The organism is Geomonas edaphica (assembly GCF_004917075.1).
Lineage (GTDB): Bacteria > Desulfobacterota > Desulfuromonadia > Geobacterales > Geobacteraceae > Geomonas > Geomonas edaphica.
Genome location: NZ_SSYB01000001.1, coordinates 129,935 through 147,758 on the forward strand (window position 1 = coordinate 129,935; position 17,824 = coordinate 147,758).

15 protein-coding genes are annotated in these 17,824 nt (G+C 61.8%); 8 read left to right on the plus strand and 7 right to left on the minus strand.

The window, feature by feature from the left end:
* Positions 1–30 precede the first annotated feature (30 nt).
* Genes E8K79_RS00545 through E8K79_RS00560 form a run of 4 tightly spaced genes read right to left on the minus strand, consistent with a single transcriptional unit; the run spans position 31 to position 6,151 of the window.
* Entirely contained in the window at positions 31–2,076 is a 2,046-nt protein-coding gene (locus E8K79_RS00545) for a hybrid sensor histidine kinase/response regulator (protein WP_136512992.1), read from the minus strand.
* The gene (locus E8K79_RS00550; protein ID WP_136512993.1) at positions 2,077–3,813 is read right to left on the minus strand and encodes a methyl-accepting chemotaxis protein; all 1,737 of its coding nucleotides are present in this window, start codon (positions 3,811–3,813) and stop codon (positions 2,077–2,079) included. It abuts the gene before it with no gap.
* A 51-nt stretch (positions 3,814–3,864) separates the two neighbouring features.
* Positions 3,865–4,410, minus strand: a complete 546-nt coding sequence (locus E8K79_RS00555; RefSeq protein WP_136512994.1) for a chemotaxis protein CheW — start codon at positions 4,408–4,410, stop codon at positions 3,865–3,867.
* Positions 4,411–4,441: 31 nt separating this feature from the next.
* A complete protein-coding gene (locus E8K79_RS00560) occupies positions 4,442–6,151 on the minus strand; it encodes a CheR family methyltransferase (protein WP_246043650.1) in 1,710 nt (569 codons plus the stop codon).
* A gap of 577 nt (positions 6,152–6,728) precedes the next feature.
* Here E8K79_RS00560 and E8K79_RS00565 point away from each other — a divergent pair.
* The 3 genes from E8K79_RS00565 to E8K79_RS00575 all read left to right on the plus strand — a co-directional run bounded on the left by E8K79_RS00565 (position 6,729) and on the right by E8K79_RS00575 (position 9,178).
* Positions 6,729–6,905, plus strand: a complete 177-nt coding sequence (locus E8K79_RS00565) for an FmdB family zinc ribbon protein (RefSeq protein WP_136512996.1) — start codon at positions 6,729–6,731, stop codon at positions 6,903–6,905.
* A gap of 273 nt (positions 6,906–7,178) precedes the next feature.
* Positions 7,179–7,409: an RND transporter gene (locus E8K79_RS00570; protein WP_136512997.1), complete on the plus strand. Its 231-nt coding sequence runs from the start codon at positions 7,179–7,181 to the stop codon at positions 7,407–7,409.
* 95 nt (positions 7,410–7,504) lie between these two features.
* Positions 7,505–9,178, plus strand: coding sequence for an FAD-dependent oxidoreductase (locus E8K79_RS00575; protein WP_136512998.1), 1,674 nt, complete (start codon positions 7,505–7,507; stop codon positions 9,176–9,178).
* A gap of 108 nt (positions 9,179–9,286) precedes the next feature.
* Here the strand turns inward: E8K79_RS00575 and E8K79_RS00580 are convergent, their stop codons facing one another.
* From E8K79_RS00580 to E8K79_RS00590, 3 genes are all read right to left on the minus strand, one after another.
* The gene (locus E8K79_RS00580) at positions 9,287–9,655 is read right to left on the minus strand and encodes a hypothetical protein (RefSeq protein ID WP_136512999.1); all 369 of its coding nucleotides are present in this window, start codon (positions 9,653–9,655) and stop codon (positions 9,287–9,289) included.
* 26 nt (positions 9,656–9,681) lie between these two features.
* Positions 9,682–9,906, minus strand: coding sequence for a type IV pilin protein (locus E8K79_RS00585; protein WP_136513000.1), 225 nt, complete (start codon positions 9,904–9,906; stop codon positions 9,682–9,684).
* 206 nt (positions 9,907–10,112) lie between these two features.
* Complete coding sequence (locus E8K79_RS00590) at positions 10,113–10,634, minus strand: nitroreductase family protein (RefSeq protein WP_136513001.1); 522 nt, start codon at positions 10,632–10,634, stop codon at positions 10,113–10,115.
* Between the two features lie 218 nt (positions 10,635–10,852).
* On the opposite strand from E8K79_RS00590, the gene E8K79_RS00595 reads away from it, so the two are divergent.
* From E8K79_RS00595 to E8K79_RS21565, 5 genes are all read left to right on the plus strand, one after another.
* Positions 10,853–11,455: a TetR/AcrR family transcriptional regulator gene (locus tag E8K79_RS00595; protein WP_136513002.1), complete on the plus strand. Its 603-nt coding sequence runs from the start codon at positions 10,853–10,855 to the stop codon at positions 11,453–11,455.
* A 176-nt stretch (positions 11,456–11,631) separates the two neighbouring features.
* On the plus strand, positions 11,632–12,915 hold the full coding sequence (locus tag E8K79_RS00600) for an efflux RND transporter periplasmic adaptor subunit (protein ID WP_136513003.1): 1,284 nt from the start codon (positions 11,632–11,634) through the stop codon (positions 12,913–12,915).
* Positions 12,916–13,001: 86 nt separating this feature from the next.
* Complete coding sequence (locus E8K79_RS00605) at positions 13,002–16,160, plus strand: efflux RND transporter permease subunit (RefSeq protein ID WP_136513004.1); 3,159 nt, start codon at positions 13,002–13,004, stop codon at positions 16,158–16,160.
* A gap of 2 nt (positions 16,161–16,162) precedes the next feature.
* Complete coding sequence (gene adeC / locus E8K79_RS00610; RefSeq protein ID WP_281276032.1) at positions 16,163–17,584, plus strand: AdeC/AdeK/OprM family multidrug efflux complex outer membrane factor; 1,422 nt, start codon at positions 16,163–16,165, stop codon at positions 17,582–17,584.
* 96 nt (positions 17,585–17,680) lie between these two features.
* Positions 17,681–17,812, plus strand: coding sequence for a hypothetical protein (locus E8K79_RS21565; RefSeq protein ID WP_281276033.1), 132 nt, complete (start codon positions 17,681–17,683; stop codon positions 17,810–17,812).
* Positions 17,813–17,824: the final 12 nt, after the last annotated feature.

Here is a 17,824-nt window from a genome sequence, read left to right on the forward strand (position 1 = left end):
TTCGTCGGGGTGCTCAGCGCCCCTTCCCGGTCACCCTATGAGCATCTGCACCGTTTCCAGCAAAAGCCCCTGGTCGAAGGCACCCTTCACGATATAGGCCTGCGCCCCCGCCTGAATCGCCTGCCGCTTGTCCTCGTCACGCGACAAGGACGACACGATGATGATCGGGGTGTCCTGGTACGTTTCCGAGGCGCGCAGGAGCCGGGTGAGTTCGAAGCCGTTCATCCCCGGCATTTCCACGTCCGAGATGATGAGGTCGAAACGATCGGCTGCGCTCTTCTCCATGGCGTCCTCGCCCGAGACCGCGGTCACCACGTGGTACCCCTGGCCCGCGAGAATGCTCTGTTCCATGGTGCGGGTGGTGATTGAGTCGTCCACGACCAGGACCTTCGGACGGCGCCTCACCGCCTCCTCCTCCTCGGGAGAGAGGACGGCGCGCGGCGCACCCCCTCCGGGCTGGAAGAGGTCCGGTACGTTGAGAATGAGGGCGGGGTTGCCGTCTCCCATGATGGTGGCGCCGAAGAGGTAGCGGACGTTTCCGAACTGCTTGCCGAGCCCCTTGACCACCACCTCGGAGTACCCCACATGGCTTTCGACGATGCAGGCGATCCTCTGGTCGCAGTGCTTTAGCACGATGACCGGCAGCGGGGCGTCCCCCGCGTCGCGCCGCGCCGGGAGTCCCAGCATGCCCGCCAGGCTGTAAAGCGGTGTGGTCGCCCCGCGCACCTTGATCACCTCGTCAGTTCCCATGGTGGTGATTTCCGATCGACGCACCTTCAGGATCTCCTGCAGGTAGGTGGCGGGGACGGCGAAGGTTTCGCCGCCGCAGGTGATGATGAGCGCGTCCAGGACCGAGAGGGTGAGCGGCAGCTGCAGGGTCACCTGGGTGAAGCGCCCGGTCTCGCTCGACAGTGTCACGTTGCCCTTGACGCGCTCGATATTCTTCTTAACCACGTCCATGCCGACCCCGCGCCCGGAGATGTCGGTGACGATCTCGGCGGTGGAAAAGCCGGGGCGGAAGGTGAGGTAGAGGGCCTCCTCGTCGGTGAGCCCCTCCGCCTCGCGCGCCTCGATGACCCCGCGGGTTACCGCGGCGGCCTTGATGGCGGCAGGGTCCATACCGCGCCCGTCGTCCCGCACCTCGACGAGCACCGAGTTCCCCTCGTGGCGCGCGCTTAAAAGGACGCTCCCCCGGCGCGGCTTGCCGGCCGCTTCGCGCGCCTCGGGTGGCTCGATGCCGTGGCTTAGGGCGTTGGTTAAAAGGTGGATGAGGATGGGCTTCAGCCCGTCGAGGAGCACTCGGTCCATCTCGATGCCCTGCCCCTCGATCTCGAACTGCACCTCGCGGGAAAGCTGCAGCGAGAGGTCGCGCACGAGCCGTTCGAGACCGTCCGAGATGGTCTTTAGCGGCAGCATCCTGAGCCCCATCGTCTTTTCGTGCAGGTCCTGGATCAAAAAGCCGAGGTAGAGGATGTCCTCCTCCAGCTCGCCGCGAAAGGCGGCGAAGGGGGCCGCCTTCTCCGGGGGAAGCTCGTAGCAGAGCTCCTTCAGCCCTTCAAGCTTCGCCTCAAGGCGTTTTCGGTTGATGATCATCTCGCCGACCAGGTTAACCAGGTTGTCGAGGGTCTTCACGTCGGCGCGCACCGTATCCGCGACCGCTCCTTCCACCTTCGCCTCGAGCGGCTCGGCCGGCAAAAGCCGTCCCGATTCGCCCCGTTCGTACTCGGCGACGAAGCGTTCCACGTCAAGCTCCGGGGGGACGCCCCGCATGAGGGCCGAGGTGATGAGCGCCACCGCGTCGGCACCCTTCAGCAAAAGGTCGATCGTCTCCGCGTCCACGCGGCGAAGGCCCTGCTCCATCCCCTTCAGGAGCTCCTCCATGGTGTGGGTGATGGCGCTTATGTCGGCAAGCCCCACCATGCGCGCCGACCCCTTCAGCGTGTGCGCGTTTCTCAAAAGCTCGTGCAAAAGCTCGGTCCGCGCCGGGTTCTTCTCCAGCACCAAAAGGCCGCTTTGCAGCGAGGCGAGATGTTCCTCCGCCTCCCGGCAGAAGATCTCGAGGTACCGGTTTCCCATCTAGGCCTCTTCCTCGGTGATCTCCTTGAGCCTCTGGGCGAGCTCCAGGATCTCGGCGATGGCGCGCTCGGTTTCATGCGCGGAGAGGGCCACCTGCTGCGCCACGTCGCGCACCTCGCTCATGGTCTCCGCCATCTGCTCGCAGGCGGAGGTCTGCTGCTGGGTTGAGAGGGTGATCTCCTTGGCGGTACGCACCGTCTCCTGGGCGGTCGCCTGGATCGTGGCGAAGGAGTACTGCACCTTGTCAACGAGGTGCGAGGCGGCGTCGACCGCCTTGGTTCCCTCCTCGGTAACCATGATGGTGTTGTTGGTGGCGCGCTGGATCTCGCTGATGAGCCCCTTGATCTGGCGCGTTGCCTCGACGGTGCGGTCGGCGAGCCGCTTCACCTCCTGGGCCACGATGGCGAAGCGCTTGCCCGCCTCTCCGGCGCCGGCCGCCTCGATGGCGGCGTTCAGGGCGAGGAGGTTCGTCTGGTCGCTGATCTCGTCGATGATCTCCACGATGCCGCCGATCTTCTGGCTGTTTTCGCCGAGTTCCAGCATGCTCTTCGCGATGCTCTGCACCTGGCTTCTTACCTGTCCCATCCCGTCAATGGCGTTCACGACGTCCTCGCGGCCGCCGTTGCAGTTCTTCGTGGTGTCCTCGGCCACCGTCTCCACGCTCTTCGAATTGGCCGTGATCATCTTGGCTGTGATGGCGATTTCCTCGCTCGTGGTGGTCACCTCCTGGACCGCGCTTGCCTGCTGGGTTGAGCCCGAGGCCTGCTGCGCGCTGATCGCCATCATCTCGTTGGCGGCGCTGGAGAGCTGGATCACCGCCTCCTTCACCGAGGCGATCAGACGGCCGCTGCGCCCTATCTCGTCTTTCAGGTCGCGCACGATGACCGTGGTCATCACGTTGAAGGCCTCGGCCAGTTCTCCTATCTCATCGTTACTCTCCACGGGGATGGTCTCGTCAAGGTCGCCGCCGGTAATCTTGTGCGCCTTTTCGGTGAGCTGCAAAAGCGGCCGCACCGCCCGGCTCACCACGAGGAGAATGGTGACGCTCGCCACCACGAGCATGATCGCCATGCTCCCGACGATCTGGTTTCTGAGCTCGGCCCCTTTTTGCTCGGTCTTCACCATGGAGAAGCCGATCCGGAAGGATCCCCAGTGCTTACCCCTGACGAAGACCGGGGAGGAGAGGTCCCACATGGTTTCGCCTGTGTCACGCTGGTACACCTGCTTAAGGTAAGACTCCCGGTTCTTGGATGCTGCAAGTCCCACAGAGTCGCTGAAGATACGCTTGGTGCGGTTGTTGATCTTGTCCTTCTCCCGGTCACCGGTCAGGGGCGCCGAGTATTTGGCGTTGTGGGTAGGGATGTAGCCGTTTCGGTCGGTAAGGACGGCGAAGACTATCTGGTCGTCGTGCAGGAACTCGTCTTCCAGGGGCTGCACCGCTTGGTCCATGAAGTGGTCGAACTGGGTGTGGAATTTCTGCGGTTCGGTGTTTGGTATCGGTACGTAGTGCTCGTCGAAGAGCTGCTCCATGGTGAGGTTGCCGTTTGCCACCGCCTCCTCGAGGATCCGCTCCATGGAGCGCGCGCCGGTCTGCGCGAGGATGCGTCCCTTGGAGAGGAGCTCCTGCTCCATGTTGGCGCGGCGCGAGCGAACGAAGTAGATCGAGAAGGCGGTCATGATGACCACCATGACCATGATGAGCACGCTGACGATTTTTACCGATAGCTTGTTGGACATGTCGAACCCCGGTCTCGTATTTTATCGGCCCCTCAAAGGGAGCCTGTGCGGTTATGCCTCGCCCACCAAAAGCTCCGGCGCGGCAAGAAGGGCCTCCATGTCGAGGAGTAGGACCGCACCTTCCTCGAGGTTGAAGTGCCCACGGATGAACTGTTTCCTCTCGGCGGAGAGCCCCGCCACCGCCGTTTCGAACCGTTCCAGATCGAGGGGCTGCACCCCGTGCGCCGCCTCCACCAGGATGCCGGTCGAGAAGAGGTCGCCGCGCACGACGAGGATCCTACCGGCAGGGCCTAACTCAGGCTGTGCCAGCCCGAGCATCGGACGGATGTCGATCGCCGCGGTGATGTCGCCGCGCAGGTTGAAAATGCCGGTGACAAGGCTTTGCACCGCGGGGACCCGGATGAGCTTCGGGATGCGGATCACCTCACAGGCGAAGTGGGTCTCGAAAGCGTAGCGCTCTCCACCCAAGGTGAAGACGAGGCATTCGAGCATCTGCTTAGCTTCGCTCTCCTCCTCGGAAAGCGCTTCCCAGTATTCCTCGCGCATCTGGTTCAATATGCTGCGGATGTCGTATCCGTTGTCGTTGCCGGTTGCCATGGTCTACCTCGCGTGGCCTTGTGGCCGTTTGTCACGCCACCCGTGCCAGCTCGTTTTGCAGCTGTAGCATGCAGACCGCCCGGGTCAGCCCCCCCGAGAAGGGGATGGTCTGGTCGTCGCTCCACCGGGAGAGGATCCGGATGCTGTTTCTGAGCTCGCGGGCCGCGTCGCTTACGCGTCCCTGGCGCAGGTGCAGCCGCCCCATGTGGTAGCGCGGCATGATGAAGTCATGGTCCAGAAGAAGCGCCTTTCGGTACTCGGCGGCCGCCTCGGCAAGACGGTCATCGGCGTCCAGGAGCACCCCCTTGAGAAAGTACGCCTCTGCCAGCAGGTCGTTGAGCTTCAGGGCGCGCTCGCAGCTCTCCATGGCACGGGGAAGCTCCCCCTTGCCGGCAAGGATGAACCCGGTGAGAACAAGCGCCTCGGCGTTCTCCGGGGCCTCTTGCAGCAGTTCTTCAAGTAGCGCCAGTGCGGCGTCGAACTCCTCCCGGTCGAAGAACTCACGCGCCTGCCGGAACATCTCGGTTGCGTCCCGGGCCACAGGTGCAGGGAGGGGTAGGGGAGAGCCCTTGGCCGGTGGCGGCGCCTCGACGGCCGCAGCCGGGGCGGTCGGCTCCAAAACTGTCGGCGCCTGCGCGGCAAGCCATGCCGCGGCAAGCCGCATCTGCTCCGGTGTCAGCTCCCACTCCGGCTGGGGGGTGCCGGGGGCTCGGCTCTCCTTTTGCGGCTGCCCCCCCTTCACGTAATAGAAGCTCCGCTCCTGGCGCCTGAGGCTTAAGGGGAGCCCTTCATGCTGCAGAAGCGTTTCGGAGTGCCCAAGGAAGAGGAGCCCTCCAGGGGCAAGAGCGTCGGCAAACCGCTCCAGCATCTGCTCCGCGCTTTGCGTGGTGAAGTAGATGAGGACGTTGCGGCAGAAGATGGCGTCAAGTTCCTGCAATTCTTCGCAAAGCGGCTCGTGGCAGGGGGCGGAGAGGTTTAGGTGCGCGAATCGGACAAGCTGCTTTACCTCGTCCCGGATCAGGAAGCTTTCGCCGACCCGCCTGAAGTAGCGCTGCACCTGGTCCGGTCTGGTGATCCTCATCGACCACGGGGAGTACACTCCCTCGCGGGCGCGCTTCAGCGAACGGTTGTTGATGTCGGTGGCGATGATCCGTATGTCACGCTCGCTCCAGTCGGGGAGCGCCTCCATCACGGTCATGGCAATGGAGTAGGGTTCCTCGCCGGTGGAGCACCCGGCCGACCAGATGCGCACCGGAGCCGGGTCGTCCTTTAAAAGGGCGAGACGCTCTCTCAAGACGTCGAAATGGGCCGGGTAACGGAAGAAGTAGGTCTCGCCCACGGTCAGAAACTGCAGGAGCCGCTGGAGTTCGTGGCGGTCCTCGCCGTGCAGCTTCAGGTACTGCAGGTATTCTTCGAAGCTCCACATGCGCAGCGCCGCCATCCGCTTGCGCAGCCCGCGCGCCAGTGCCGCATGGTTGCGCGCCTCGAAGTGCAGCCCGGTATGCTTCAGTATGTGCTTTGAGAAGGCACAGGCCAGACGGGAGGATAGTTCCTCCTCATGCTGGGGCCCGGACTTTCTGAGTGCGACAAGGGCCAGGTCGTCGAACAGGCGCTTCTCGTCTAACGGCGTCGGGATGAAGTCGAATACCTGGAGCAGTTCCGCTTCGAGCCTCAGGCAGTCTGAAATGACGATGACCGGGACCGAGCGCGGTCCTTGCGGGGTCTGGACCCTGTGTTCCACCGCGAGGGAGGGGACGCTTGAGGCCTCCAATGCAAGGACGATCAGATCAGGCTTCCGTCTTCTGACCGCTGGAAACGCTTCATTTGCCGGACAGACGGGGAGTGGGGTGTGACCCGCACTCTGAAGCAGGCCGCAGAGATAAGCAGCGAATGGATCGTTATCGCTTATAACGAGGATTTGCAAAGACAAGTGGCTGGTCCTCTTTCTGCTGCTTCGGTTGTGGCGCTAGCTGTTTCTTCGAGTTTTGCGTGCCTGTATTACAGTGAAATAAAACGGTCTGTCGTGACATGATTCCTAGCAATAACGGCCATGCTAGCATTTTTAATGATTGGGTCAACTAAAATTAATCTCATAGCTAAAATAATGTTTTGTACTAGCCTTTGCTCCCGGTCCGCCTGCGCCATCATCAAGGAGAAACAACCGGTGCTATCGACCGCGCCAAGGGCGTCAAGGTCATCCCTGGAGTGCAGCACCGGGAGGCATGTCGGCGCCAACCTCGTAAGATCGCCCTTGACACCCGCTTATCCTGGATATACTATATTCAAAAGATTGAATGTATACGAAGGAGCGTGAACAAATGCCTATCTTTGAGTATGTCTGCAACGCGTGCGGCCAGAAGTTTGAGAAACTGGAAAAAGGGGGCAGCGTCGAGGAGAAAAACTGCCCCGCCTGCGGGTCCGGTGACGTGAAAAAGGCGCTATCCATCTTCGCCGCATCCGGGAGCACGGACAGCAAGTGTTTCAGCGGCGGCTGAAGGTTCTGAACCACCGCGCCGGTCGGCGCGACGATTTGCAAAGGAAAAGGGAGGCTTCGGTCTCCCTTTTTCGCATATCCGGGGGGGGCACCTCCCGGGGGACAGAACGCTGGAGCGTATACGGCGCACGCTGAAGGGGTGCAGCCGTAAATATCTGTTGACATGAGGAAAACCGAATGTATATTGTGCAACTTCGGCTGGGAGAATTGGCAAAGCAACGGGTAAAATGGCTGGCACCGAGGACAGTGCTCGTCTTTTGCCGGAGGATTTTCGGTGCGTAAACTGCGTCTTCCCGGTTACGGAACCCTTATTCCCGTCGCGTTGCTGCTCGGGTTTGCCCCCTTTTATCCGGAGCCGCACCTGGTAGGCAAGGTGAGGATGCTGTTTGCAGGCACGTTGTCAAAACCGTTGGATGTTTTCGACCTGTTCTGGCATACGTGGCCGTTTGCGTTGCTGCTCGTGCGCATCGTCTTCGACCTGAAGGGTAAACGGGGCGAATCTTAGCGGAGCGCCAACCTAAAGCGTAAAGCGTCAGACTGTAGTATTTTGTCCGGTTCCATCGCCGGGCTTGGAATTGTCGTAAAAGCAAGGAGAAGTGGATGAAGAGGAGAATCGTCGTGGTCGGCGCCAACGCAGCCGGCGCCAAGGCGGCTGCAAAGGCCAGAAGGATCAACCCAAGGGCGGAAATCACCGTCATCGACCGCGGCAGCTTCATATCTTATGGCGCCTGCGGCATCCCTTATTACGTATCCGATACGGTTCCCGACGTGAAGGAACTCATGAGCACCCCGGTCGGCGTCGTGCGTGACGCCAATTTCTTCAAGAAGGTGAAGGGGGTGTCGGTCAAGACCAGCACCGAGGTAACCGGCATAGACCGCGAAGCGAAGGTGATCCGGCTGCGCGAGGGGGCTGGAGCCGAGACCTCGCTTCCCTACGACAAGCTGATCCTCGCCACTGGCAGTTCCCCATTCGTCCCCAAAATCGAAAACGTCAGTCTGAAGAACATCCTCACCGTGAAGTCCATCGAGGATGCTGAGCTTCTGAAAGAAAGTGCCCTTTCCTGCAGTGCTGCCTGCATCGTCGGCGGGGGGCTCATCGGCCTTGAGACCGCCGAGGCGCTGCGGCAAAAGGGAATGCAGGTGACCCTCGTCGAGATGCGTGACCAGCTCCTGCCCGGTGTCCTCGATTCCGAGGTCGCCGCGGCGGTGGAAAAACACGTGAAACAGCAGGGGGTGACCGTACTCACCGGGTGCGCCGTGACCGGGTTCGCAGGTGAAGGTACCGTGGCCACGGTCCTGGTGGGGGACCGGGAAATTAAGGCCGATTTGGTCGTGCTCGCTCCCGGCGCCACCCCGAACGTACAGTTGGCCCGTGAGGCGGGGCTTGCCATCGGCACCACCGGGGCGATAGCCGTCGACCAGATGCTGCGCACCAGCGATCCCGACATCTACGCCTGCGGCGACTGCTGCGAGACGACCCACCTCGTGACCGGCAAGAAAGTCTTCGTTCCTCTCGGGAGCACCGCCAACAAGCAGGGGCGCGTCGCCGGTATTAACGCCGCCGGAGGCGAGGCGACCTTCGCCGGCATCATCGGTACCAGTATCCTCAAGGTCTTTAGTTTCAACGCTGGAAAAACCGGACTTACCGAGACCGAAGCGCGCGCAAATGGTTTCGACGTGGAAACGGTACTCTCGCCGGCCCCAGACCGGGCCCACTTCTTCCCCGGGGCGAAGCCGATCATGCTGAAGCTCGTCGCCGACCGCAGCAACGGCCGTATCCTTGGCCTGCAGGCGGCGGGTGAGGGGGCGGTGGACAAGCGTCTCGACGCGGCGGCTGCCGCCATCACCTTCAAGGCGACTGCCGAGCAGCTCTCCCAGCTTGACCTCGCCTACGCCCCGCCGTACGGCGCGGCCATGGACAACCTGATCGTTGCCGCCGACATCATGAAGAACAAGCTGTCCGGGCACGCGCGCGGCATCTCGGCCCGCGAGGTGAAGCGCAAGCTCGACGAAGAGGAGGATTTCATCCTGCTCGACGTCCGCTCGCCGGCCGAACACGGCGAGATTGGCATTGAGGGGGCGAAGCTGATCCCTCTCGGCGTACTGCGCGAAAAGTTGGAGGAGCTTCCAAGGGACAAGGAGATCGTCACCTTTTGCAAGATAAGCCTCAGGGGGTACGAGGCGCAGAAGATCCTCGACGCGGCCGGGTTCACCAACGTGAAGTTCATGGACGGCGGCATCATGGCGTGGCCCTACAAGCTCAGGGCTCGCTGATCCGCTTTTGGTCTGCATGTAAAAAAGGGGGGTGCCTGCGGCATCCCCCCTTTTTATTTTAATAGCTCAGCCAGGCACGAAGCACGATGCCTGCCGTCATGATATGCGCTATCTGAGGCTGCAGTCAGCGCTCCAGGAACAACCTGTTGTGAAAAACGTCCCATCCGCTGTGGTCGGGTCCTTCTGGTAAACCCCTTTCGTTACCTCTTTTGCATAAATAGTCTGGATGTCTGAAGCCATGCCGAAGGCTCTGGAACCGCTTTTATGCTGCATGATCGCCGCATAGCCTGAGACAGTGCTGTTGATGCTGGGTTTGACCCCGGATGAGTTCTTGAGCAGAAAAGCCTCCCCGGCAGAACCTTCACGGCCACCGTAAAGCGTCAGACCACTGCTGTTGAAATCGCTGTTTCCCATGGTGCCACAGTACGCAGCGGTAAAGGGAAACAACATAAAGAGTACGGCAATGCTCTTTTTCATCCTACGACTCCTTTCTAGCCGACGACCTATCGGTAGGCCACCACAACCGGGTATTCCTGGTTTTCCATCATATAACTCTCCATGCCGGTCTTGAGGTTCTTCAAGTCACTTGCCGAGGCACTGTTGCAGGCTTTTGCACGGTATGACGTGTATTCAGGAATGGCGAACGTTGCTAGGACGCCGATGATGAGCATGACGGCGATGAGCTCGAAGAGCGTGAACCCCTGTTGATTGCGAATTGTTGCGGGCATCTGCGGACCCCTCCCTTTCTGAGGCGAAACCGCCTTCTTCGTAAGGACTTGCTGTATGTGTGGTCGTGTCACATTTAGCAAGAAGGGGGCGGGAGGTCTGCCCGCATGCATCGGATTATCGTGTAGGCGGTTTTCTTATTTCGGATGGGGAGGGGAATCAAAGGAAGGGGGCGCGCAACTAGGCGCCCCCCTTTGGGCGGGATTTGTCAGGACCAGCGGTTGCGTCTGATCTTGTCGTGCTGCAGCTTTTCGGCCGGCAGCGGTCTCGGGCGCTCCGCCGCATGGCCAATGCCAAGGACGCACTCGACCTTGATGTTTTCGGGGAGGCCCAGAAGCTCCTGGATGTATGCCTCGGCGCTTTGCCGCGCGTCGTGCTTTCTGTTGCGGATCTGGGCCCAGCAGCTTCCGAGCCCGAGCGAGACTGCGGTGCACTGGATGAGTATGGCGGCGATGGAGCAGTCCTCCACCCAGACGTCGGACTTAACCTCGTCGGCGCAGACCACGATGGCAAGCGGGGCGCGTGCAAGAAACTCAGAGCCATGCTGCTTGGAGAGGGAAAGCTTCTGAAGCAGTTCCGGGTCGTCCACGACGATGAACTCCCACGGGTTGATGCTGCGCGAGGCGGGAGCTCTCAGTGCGGCCTCTATGAGAGTCTCGACGGTCTCGACGGAGACCTTCTCGCTGGTAAACTTCCTTGTGCTGCGACGTATGCGTAACAGTTCAATCATGGCTCTTCCTTTCAGGCGACATCGAGTGCGGCGCTATAACAAGAGCGCAAATCTACTCCAAAAGTGATGCGGAGTCAAACCGCCGCACTGTCAGCATCCTGGGCGCCAAGTGTCAGGTCTTTACGGCTTTTAATCGTATTTTTCCTTTTGCCTTATTGACAGGTACGTCGGTGCGGGTCTATAAGGAATGAAGATTCATTCCGCAGGAGAAAGAGACGATGGATAAGACCGACAAGTGTGAGAAGGCAGAGAAGTGTTGCGACAAGCGTGAGCTCATCATCCAGGCTGCGCTCGAGCTCGTCGCCGAGCAGGGGTTCCACGGGGCCCCCATGGCTATGATCGCCGAGAAGGCGGGGGTCGGCGCGGGGACCATCTACCGCTACTTCGAGAACAAGGACGACCTGATTCGCTGGATCTACAAGAACGTGGAGGAGCGCTTCGTAGAGGTCATGATGCAGGGGTACCCGGAAAACGGGGCGGTGCGCGAGCGCCTCTTGCACATAGGGACCGCGTTGGTGCGCCACCTGATCCGGGAGCCTTTGCAACTGCGCTTCGTGGAGCAGTTCCACAACTCCCCGTACGGCGTGGACCACCGCAGGGAGAAGCTCTTTAGCGAGGGTAGAAAGGACGTCATCAGCGACCTATTCCAGGAGGCGCTCCAGCAACAGATCTTCAAGCCGCTGGAACTCGCCATCCTCTTCTCGCTCTTCTTCGGGCCGCTGGTCGACATCTGCCGCGATCACATCCTGGGCTTCATAAAGCTGGACGACGCCCTTATCGAACAGGTGGTCGGGGCATGCTGGGACGCCCTGCGGCGCTAACAGAATGATCGTTCATTCTACTCTGAGGTATTAACGTCATGTTGATGAAACTTTGCTTGATCCTGTTCGCCCTAACTTGGGGCGGCATCGTACTGATCGTCTCATTTAGACGCAAATAAGGTGGCGAAGCCACCATAGACCCTTTATCGAGGCAGTAAATAACAAACGAGGTGTATATGCAGATCACGTACAGGGCACAGTTGTTATCCGTAGTTCTCATGTTGGGCGGCTCCCTGGTTCTTGCCGGGTGCGGCAAAAAGCAGCAGCCCGCCGGGCCGCCGCAGGGCCCCCCCGAAGTCGGGGTGATCGAGATCCAGCCGCAGCGCATTGCCTTGACCACCGAACTTCCGGGGCGTACCTCCCCGTACCTGATCGCCGAGGTCCGTCCCCAGGTTACCGGCATCATTCAGAAGCGAGTCTTCACCGAGGGGAGCGACGTGAAGGCAGGGCAGGTGCTGTACCAGATCGACCCGGCCACCTACCAGGCTGCCTACGCGAGCGCCAAGGCGGCCGAGGCGCGGGCCGAGGCGAACGTACTTCCCGCGAAGCTTAAGGAGGAGCGTTTCCGCGAGCTCGTGAAGATCAACGCGGTCAGCAAGCAGGACTACGACTCCGCCTACGCGGCTCTCAAGCAGGCCGAAGCCGACGTCGCCTCCGCCAAGGCGCAGGTGGAAAGCGCGCGCATCAACTTGGCCTACACGAGGGTGACCGCCCCCATCTCCGGGCGCATCGGTCGTTCCAGCGTAACCGACGGGGCCCTGGTCACCGCGAACCAGGCGGCGCCGCTCGCCACCATCCAGCAGCTCTCCACCATGTACGTGGACGTGACCCAGTCAAGCTCGGACATGCTGAAGCTGAAGCAGAGTCTCGCCCAGGGGCTCATGAAGCGCGACAAGGTCGGTGAGGCGCGGGTGAAGCTCCTCCTCGAGGACGGCACTGCGTACCCTGTAACAGGTTCCCTCAAGTTCTCCGATGTGACCGTGGACCAGAGCACCGGCTCGATCACGGTGCGCGCCCTTTTCCCGAACCCGAAGCAGACCCTGCTCCCCGGCATGTTCGTACGTGCCGTACTCGAGGAGGGGGTGAACGAGGCAGCCATCCTGGTGCCGCAGCGCGGTGTGACGAGAAATGCGGCCGGACAGGCCATCGTCATGGTCGTTGGCGCCGAGAACAAGGTTGAGCCGCGTCCGGTCCAGGTGGCCCGCACCGTGGGTGACAACTGGCTCGTGAGCGGCGGGTTGAAGGCCGGCGACAAGGTGATTCTCGAGGGGATCCAGAAAGCGCGCCCCGGCACCCAGGTGAAGATGGTGCCGTTCCAGTCCCCCGAGGGGCATGGCGGCCCCGGTGGCGCAGCCCCGGGCGCTGCAGCGCAGGGTGGCCAGGGTGCCCCAGGCGCGAAGCCTGCCGCCCCGGCAGCACCGGCAGCACCTGCGGCCCCGGCCCAGTCCCAGAAGAAGTAGCTGCGACGACCACAACAGGCACATCCGTTGACGTGAAGTTGAACGTTGAACGCAGAACGTTGAACGGAGTTTAAGGAGCTTTATCCATGTCCAGGTTTTTCATAAACAGACCCATCTTCGCCTGGGTCATCGCCATAGCCGTCATGCTGGCCGGCCTGCTGGCCATTAAGTCGCTGCCGGTCTCGCAGTACCCGCCCATCGCGCCGCCGCAGATCTCGATCAACGCCATGTACCCGGGTGCCTCCGCCCAGACGGTGCAGGACACCGTGACCCAGGTGATCGAGCAGAAGATGAACGGCATCGACAACCTGCTCTACATGTCCTCCACCAGCGACTCGGCCGGTGCGGTCTCCATCAACCTGACCTTCAGGGCGGGGACCGACCCGAACATCGCCCAGGTGCAGGTGCAGAACAAGCTGCAGCTCGCCACGCCGCTTCTGCCGCAGGTGGTGCAGAAGCAGGGCATCCAGGTGGTCAAGTCCACCCGTAACTTCCTGATCATCGTCGGCATGGTTTCCGAGGACGGCTCGTTGAACCGCTACCAGCTCACCGACTACATGGTGTCCAACGTCCAGGACCTCGTGAGCCGCGTGGAGGGGGTAGGGGAGGTGACCGTCTTCGGTTCCCAGAACGCCATGCGCGTCTGGATGAACCCCGACAAGCTGAACAACTACAAGCTGACCCCGAACGACGTCTCGAACGCCCTCCAGGCCCAGAATGCACAGGTATCCGCGGGCCAGTTCGGCGGCATGCCTGCGGCGCAGGGGCAGCAGTTGAACGCCACCATCACGGCGAGGACGCTTCTGCAGACCCAGGAGCAGTTCGAGGAGATCGTGCTTCGCACCAATCCCGACGGCTCCACCGTGAAGCTTAGGGACGTGGCGAAGCTCGACATCGGCACCGAGAACTACGACATGATCGCCCGTTACAAAGGGAAGCCGGTGGCCGCGATGGCCTTGAGGCTTGCCGCGGGCGCCAACGCGCTCGACACCGCGGACCGCGTAAAGGCCAAGATGGCGGAGCTGGAGAAATTCTTCCCGGCCGGTGCCAAGGTCGTCTACCCGTACGACACCACGCCTTTCGTGAAGATCTCCATGGAGGAGGTGGTGAAGACCCTGATGGAGGCAGTATTCCTCGTCTTCATCATCATGTTCCTGTTCCTGCAGAACATCCGCGCCACCTTGATCCCGACCATCGCGGTGCCGGTCGTTTTGCTAGGTACCCTCGGTGTCCTCTTCGCGGCTGGTTTCTCGATCAACACCCTGACCATGTTCGCCCTGGTCATCGTCATCGGCCTTCTGGTCGACGACGCCATCGTCGTGGTCGAGAACGTCGAAAGGATCATGAGCGAGGAGGGGCTCTCGCCGCATGATGCGACGGTGAAGTCCATGGGGCAGATCACCTCGGCCCTTTGGGGCATCGCGACCGTGCTCTCCGCGGTCTTCATCCCGATGGCGTTCTTTGGGGGCTCCACCGGGGTCATCTACCGCCAGTTCTCCATAACCATCGTCTCGGCGATGATCCTGTCGGTAATGACGGCACAGATCCTCACCCCGGCACTTTGCGCGACGCTTTTGAAGCCTGTTACCAAGGGGCACGAGGCGTGCGAGTCGGGATGGTACTGCGGCTTTTTCCGCTGGTTCAACAAGATGTTCGACAAGGGGCGCCACAAGTACGAGTCCATCGTCGGGAACTCCTTCAGGAAGCCGCTGCGTTACCTCGTTTTCTACGGTTGCCTCGTGGCCGCCATGGCGACCTTCTTCCTGCGTCTTCCTACGGCGTTTCTCCCGGACGAAGATCAAGGCTTCATCATCTGCCAGATACAGCTTCCTGCTGGTGCCACCCAGGAGCGCACCGTGAAGGTGCTCGAGAAGGTGGAGAAGCACTTCCTCGAGAATGAGAAGAAATCGGTCGATTCGCTCATCACCGTCGCGGGCTTCAGCTTCGCCGGGCGCGGCCAGAACATGGGTCTTGCCTTCGTGAAGCTCAAGGACTGGAAGCTGCGTCCCACCCCGGACCTCAAGGCTCCTGCCGTGGCCGGGCGCGCTATGGGCGCCTTCTCCCAGTTCCGTGACGGCATGGCCTTCGCCTTCTCCCCCCCCGCCGTGGTCGAGCTCGGCCAGGCGAACGGCTTCGACTTCCAGCTGCAGGACAGGGGCGGCCTCGGCCACCAGGCGCTCATGGACGCGAGGAACCAGCTCCTCGGCATGGCCATGCAGAACAAGAAACTCATGGCGGTCCGCCCGAACGGCCAGGACGACACCCCGCAGTTCAAGCTGAACATAGACGACGTGCGCGCCGGTGCGCTCGGCGTCTCGCTTGCCGACATCAACAACACGCTGGCCACCGCGTGGGGCTCCTCCTACGTGAACGACTTCCTGCAAAACGGCAGGGTCAAGAAGGTGTACCTGCAGTCCGACGCGGCGTTCCGCATGGTCCCCGAGGACATCAACAAGTGGTACGTGAAAAACGACAAGGGTGAGATGGTTCCCTTCTCGGCCTTCGCGACGGCGAAATGGCAACACGCCTCGCCGCGCCTTGAGCGCTACAACGGCATCCCGAGCGTTGAGATCATGGGCAACGCCGCTAAGGGGATCTCGACCGGTGAGGCAATGGCCGAGATGGAGGCCATGGCCGCCAAGCTCCCGCAGGGGATCAGCTACGAGTGGACCGGTCTCTCCTACGAGGAGAAAAATGCGGGCAAGCAGGCTCCGGCCCTTTACGCCATCTCGCTTCTCGTCGTCTTCCTGGCCGTCGCGGCACTTTATGAGAGCTGGAGCATCCCGTTCGTCAACCTGCTCATGCTTCCGCTGGGCCTGGTCGGCGCGGTTACAGCGGTCACCCTCAGGGTGCTCCCGAACGACATCTACCTGCAGATCGGTCTTCTGACCACGGTCGGCCTCTCCACGAAGAACGCGATCCTGATTATCCAGTTCATCAAGGACCAGATGCACCAGGGGCACGAACTGGTGGATGCGACGCTCACCGCGGTGAAGATCAGGCTGAGGCCGGTCATCATGACCTCGCTGGCGTTCTTCTTCGGCACCCTGCCGCTAGCCCTCACCAAGGGGGCCGGCGCCGGGGCCCAGAACGCCATCGGCACCGCGGTCACCGGCGGCCTTTTGTCGGCGACCTTCATCGACCTTATCTTCATCCCGTTCTTCTTCGTCATGGTGACGAAGACCTTCTCCAAAAAGCACGCGACGGCCAAGGCCGCTGCCGCACCCGTCCCGGAGGTGCATTAGATATGACACGCATGACCGTTAAACCCCTGGCCGCCACCCTGTTCCTGTTTCTGGCAGGGTGCGCCTCCATGGCTCCCAAATACAGCCAGCCTGCGGCACCGGTTCCGGCCGCCTGGCCCGCAGGCCCCTCTTACCAGGCGACGCAGCCCACCGCGCAGCAAAAACCGCTCGCCGAGATCCCCTGGCAGGAGTTCTTCGTTGAGCCGCAACTGCAGAAGCTGATTGCACTGTCGCTCGACAACAACCGCGACCTCAGGGTGGCGGTCCTCAACATGGACCGCTTCCGCGCCCTCTACCAGATCCAGCGCGCCGACCTCTTCCCGAGCGTCACCGGGGACGGCGGGCTCGCGGTGAAACGCACCGCCGACGACCTCGCGCAAAACGGCAGGGGAGGGGTCAGCCACTCCTACGATGTCGGCGTCGGCATCAGCTCCTACGAGCTCGACCTCTTCGGTCGGGTGCGAAGCCTCAAGGACCAGGCGCTCGACCAGTACCTCGCCACCGAACAGGCCCGTCGCAGCGTCCAGATCACCCTGGTCTCCCAGGTGGCCACCGCCTACCTGACCTTGGGCTCTGACCTCGAGAGGCTGCAGCTCGCCAAGGATACCCTGGCGAACCAGCAGGAATCCTACCGGCTCTCCAAGAGCCGTTTCGAGGCGGGTGTCGCCTCGGCCCTTGACCTGCAGCAGGCCCAGACGAGCGTCGATTCGGCCCGCGTCGACATCGCCCGTTTCACGACCCAGGTGGCGCAGGACCTGAACGCGCTCACCCTCGTGGTAGGCTCCGATGTGCCGCAGGATCTTCTGCCGAAGTCGCTCACCGAGAACCTCACCGCCGTCAAGGACGCGGCGCCGGGACTCCCCTCCGACGTCCTTCTCGCCCGTCCCGACATACTGCAGGCGGAGTACAACCTGAAAGGGGCGAACGCCAACATCGGAGCGGCGCGCGCCGCCTTCTTCCCGCGCATCACCTTGACCACGAGCGTGGGATTTGGCAGCGATCAGTTGACCGGCCTCTTCAAGGGAGGGAACCTCGCCTGGAACTTCGCACCGCGCATCTCGGTGCCGATCTTCGAGGGGGGGCGCAATAAGGCGAACCTAGATGTGGCAACCGTGGACCGCGACATAGCGGTCGCCCAGTACGAGAAGGCCATCCAGTCCGCCTTCCGCGAGGTGGCCGACTCCCTCGCTCAGCGCGGCACCATAGACGAGCAGGTGGCGGCCCAGCAGTCTCTGACCGGCGCCACCTCCGAGACCTACCGTCTGTCCCAGGCCCGCTACCAGACCGGGGTGGACAGCTATCTGAACGTGCTGGACGCGCAGCGCTCGCTCTACGCGGCACAGCAGGGGCTCATCACCACTCGCTTGGCAAGGCTCAATAACATGGTCACCCTCTACAAGGTACTTGGTGGAGGGAGCAAGTAAGGCAGCATCGTTTCCCCGGGCCATCCCGGCCCGGGGAGGCGGTAACGCGCGGGGGGGCGAACGGTGTCGAATCCCCCGTGGCGGAAAGGAGCACAGTTGTCCAGATTACGCATCACCATTTACTGCATCATCGCCGTCGTGGCCTTGTTCATCGCTTACTACATGCTGGCACCGGAGCCTCATCCCGACTGGCCGATCAATCTGGTGCATTTTCTTTTCAAACACTAGATTGGGTTTATA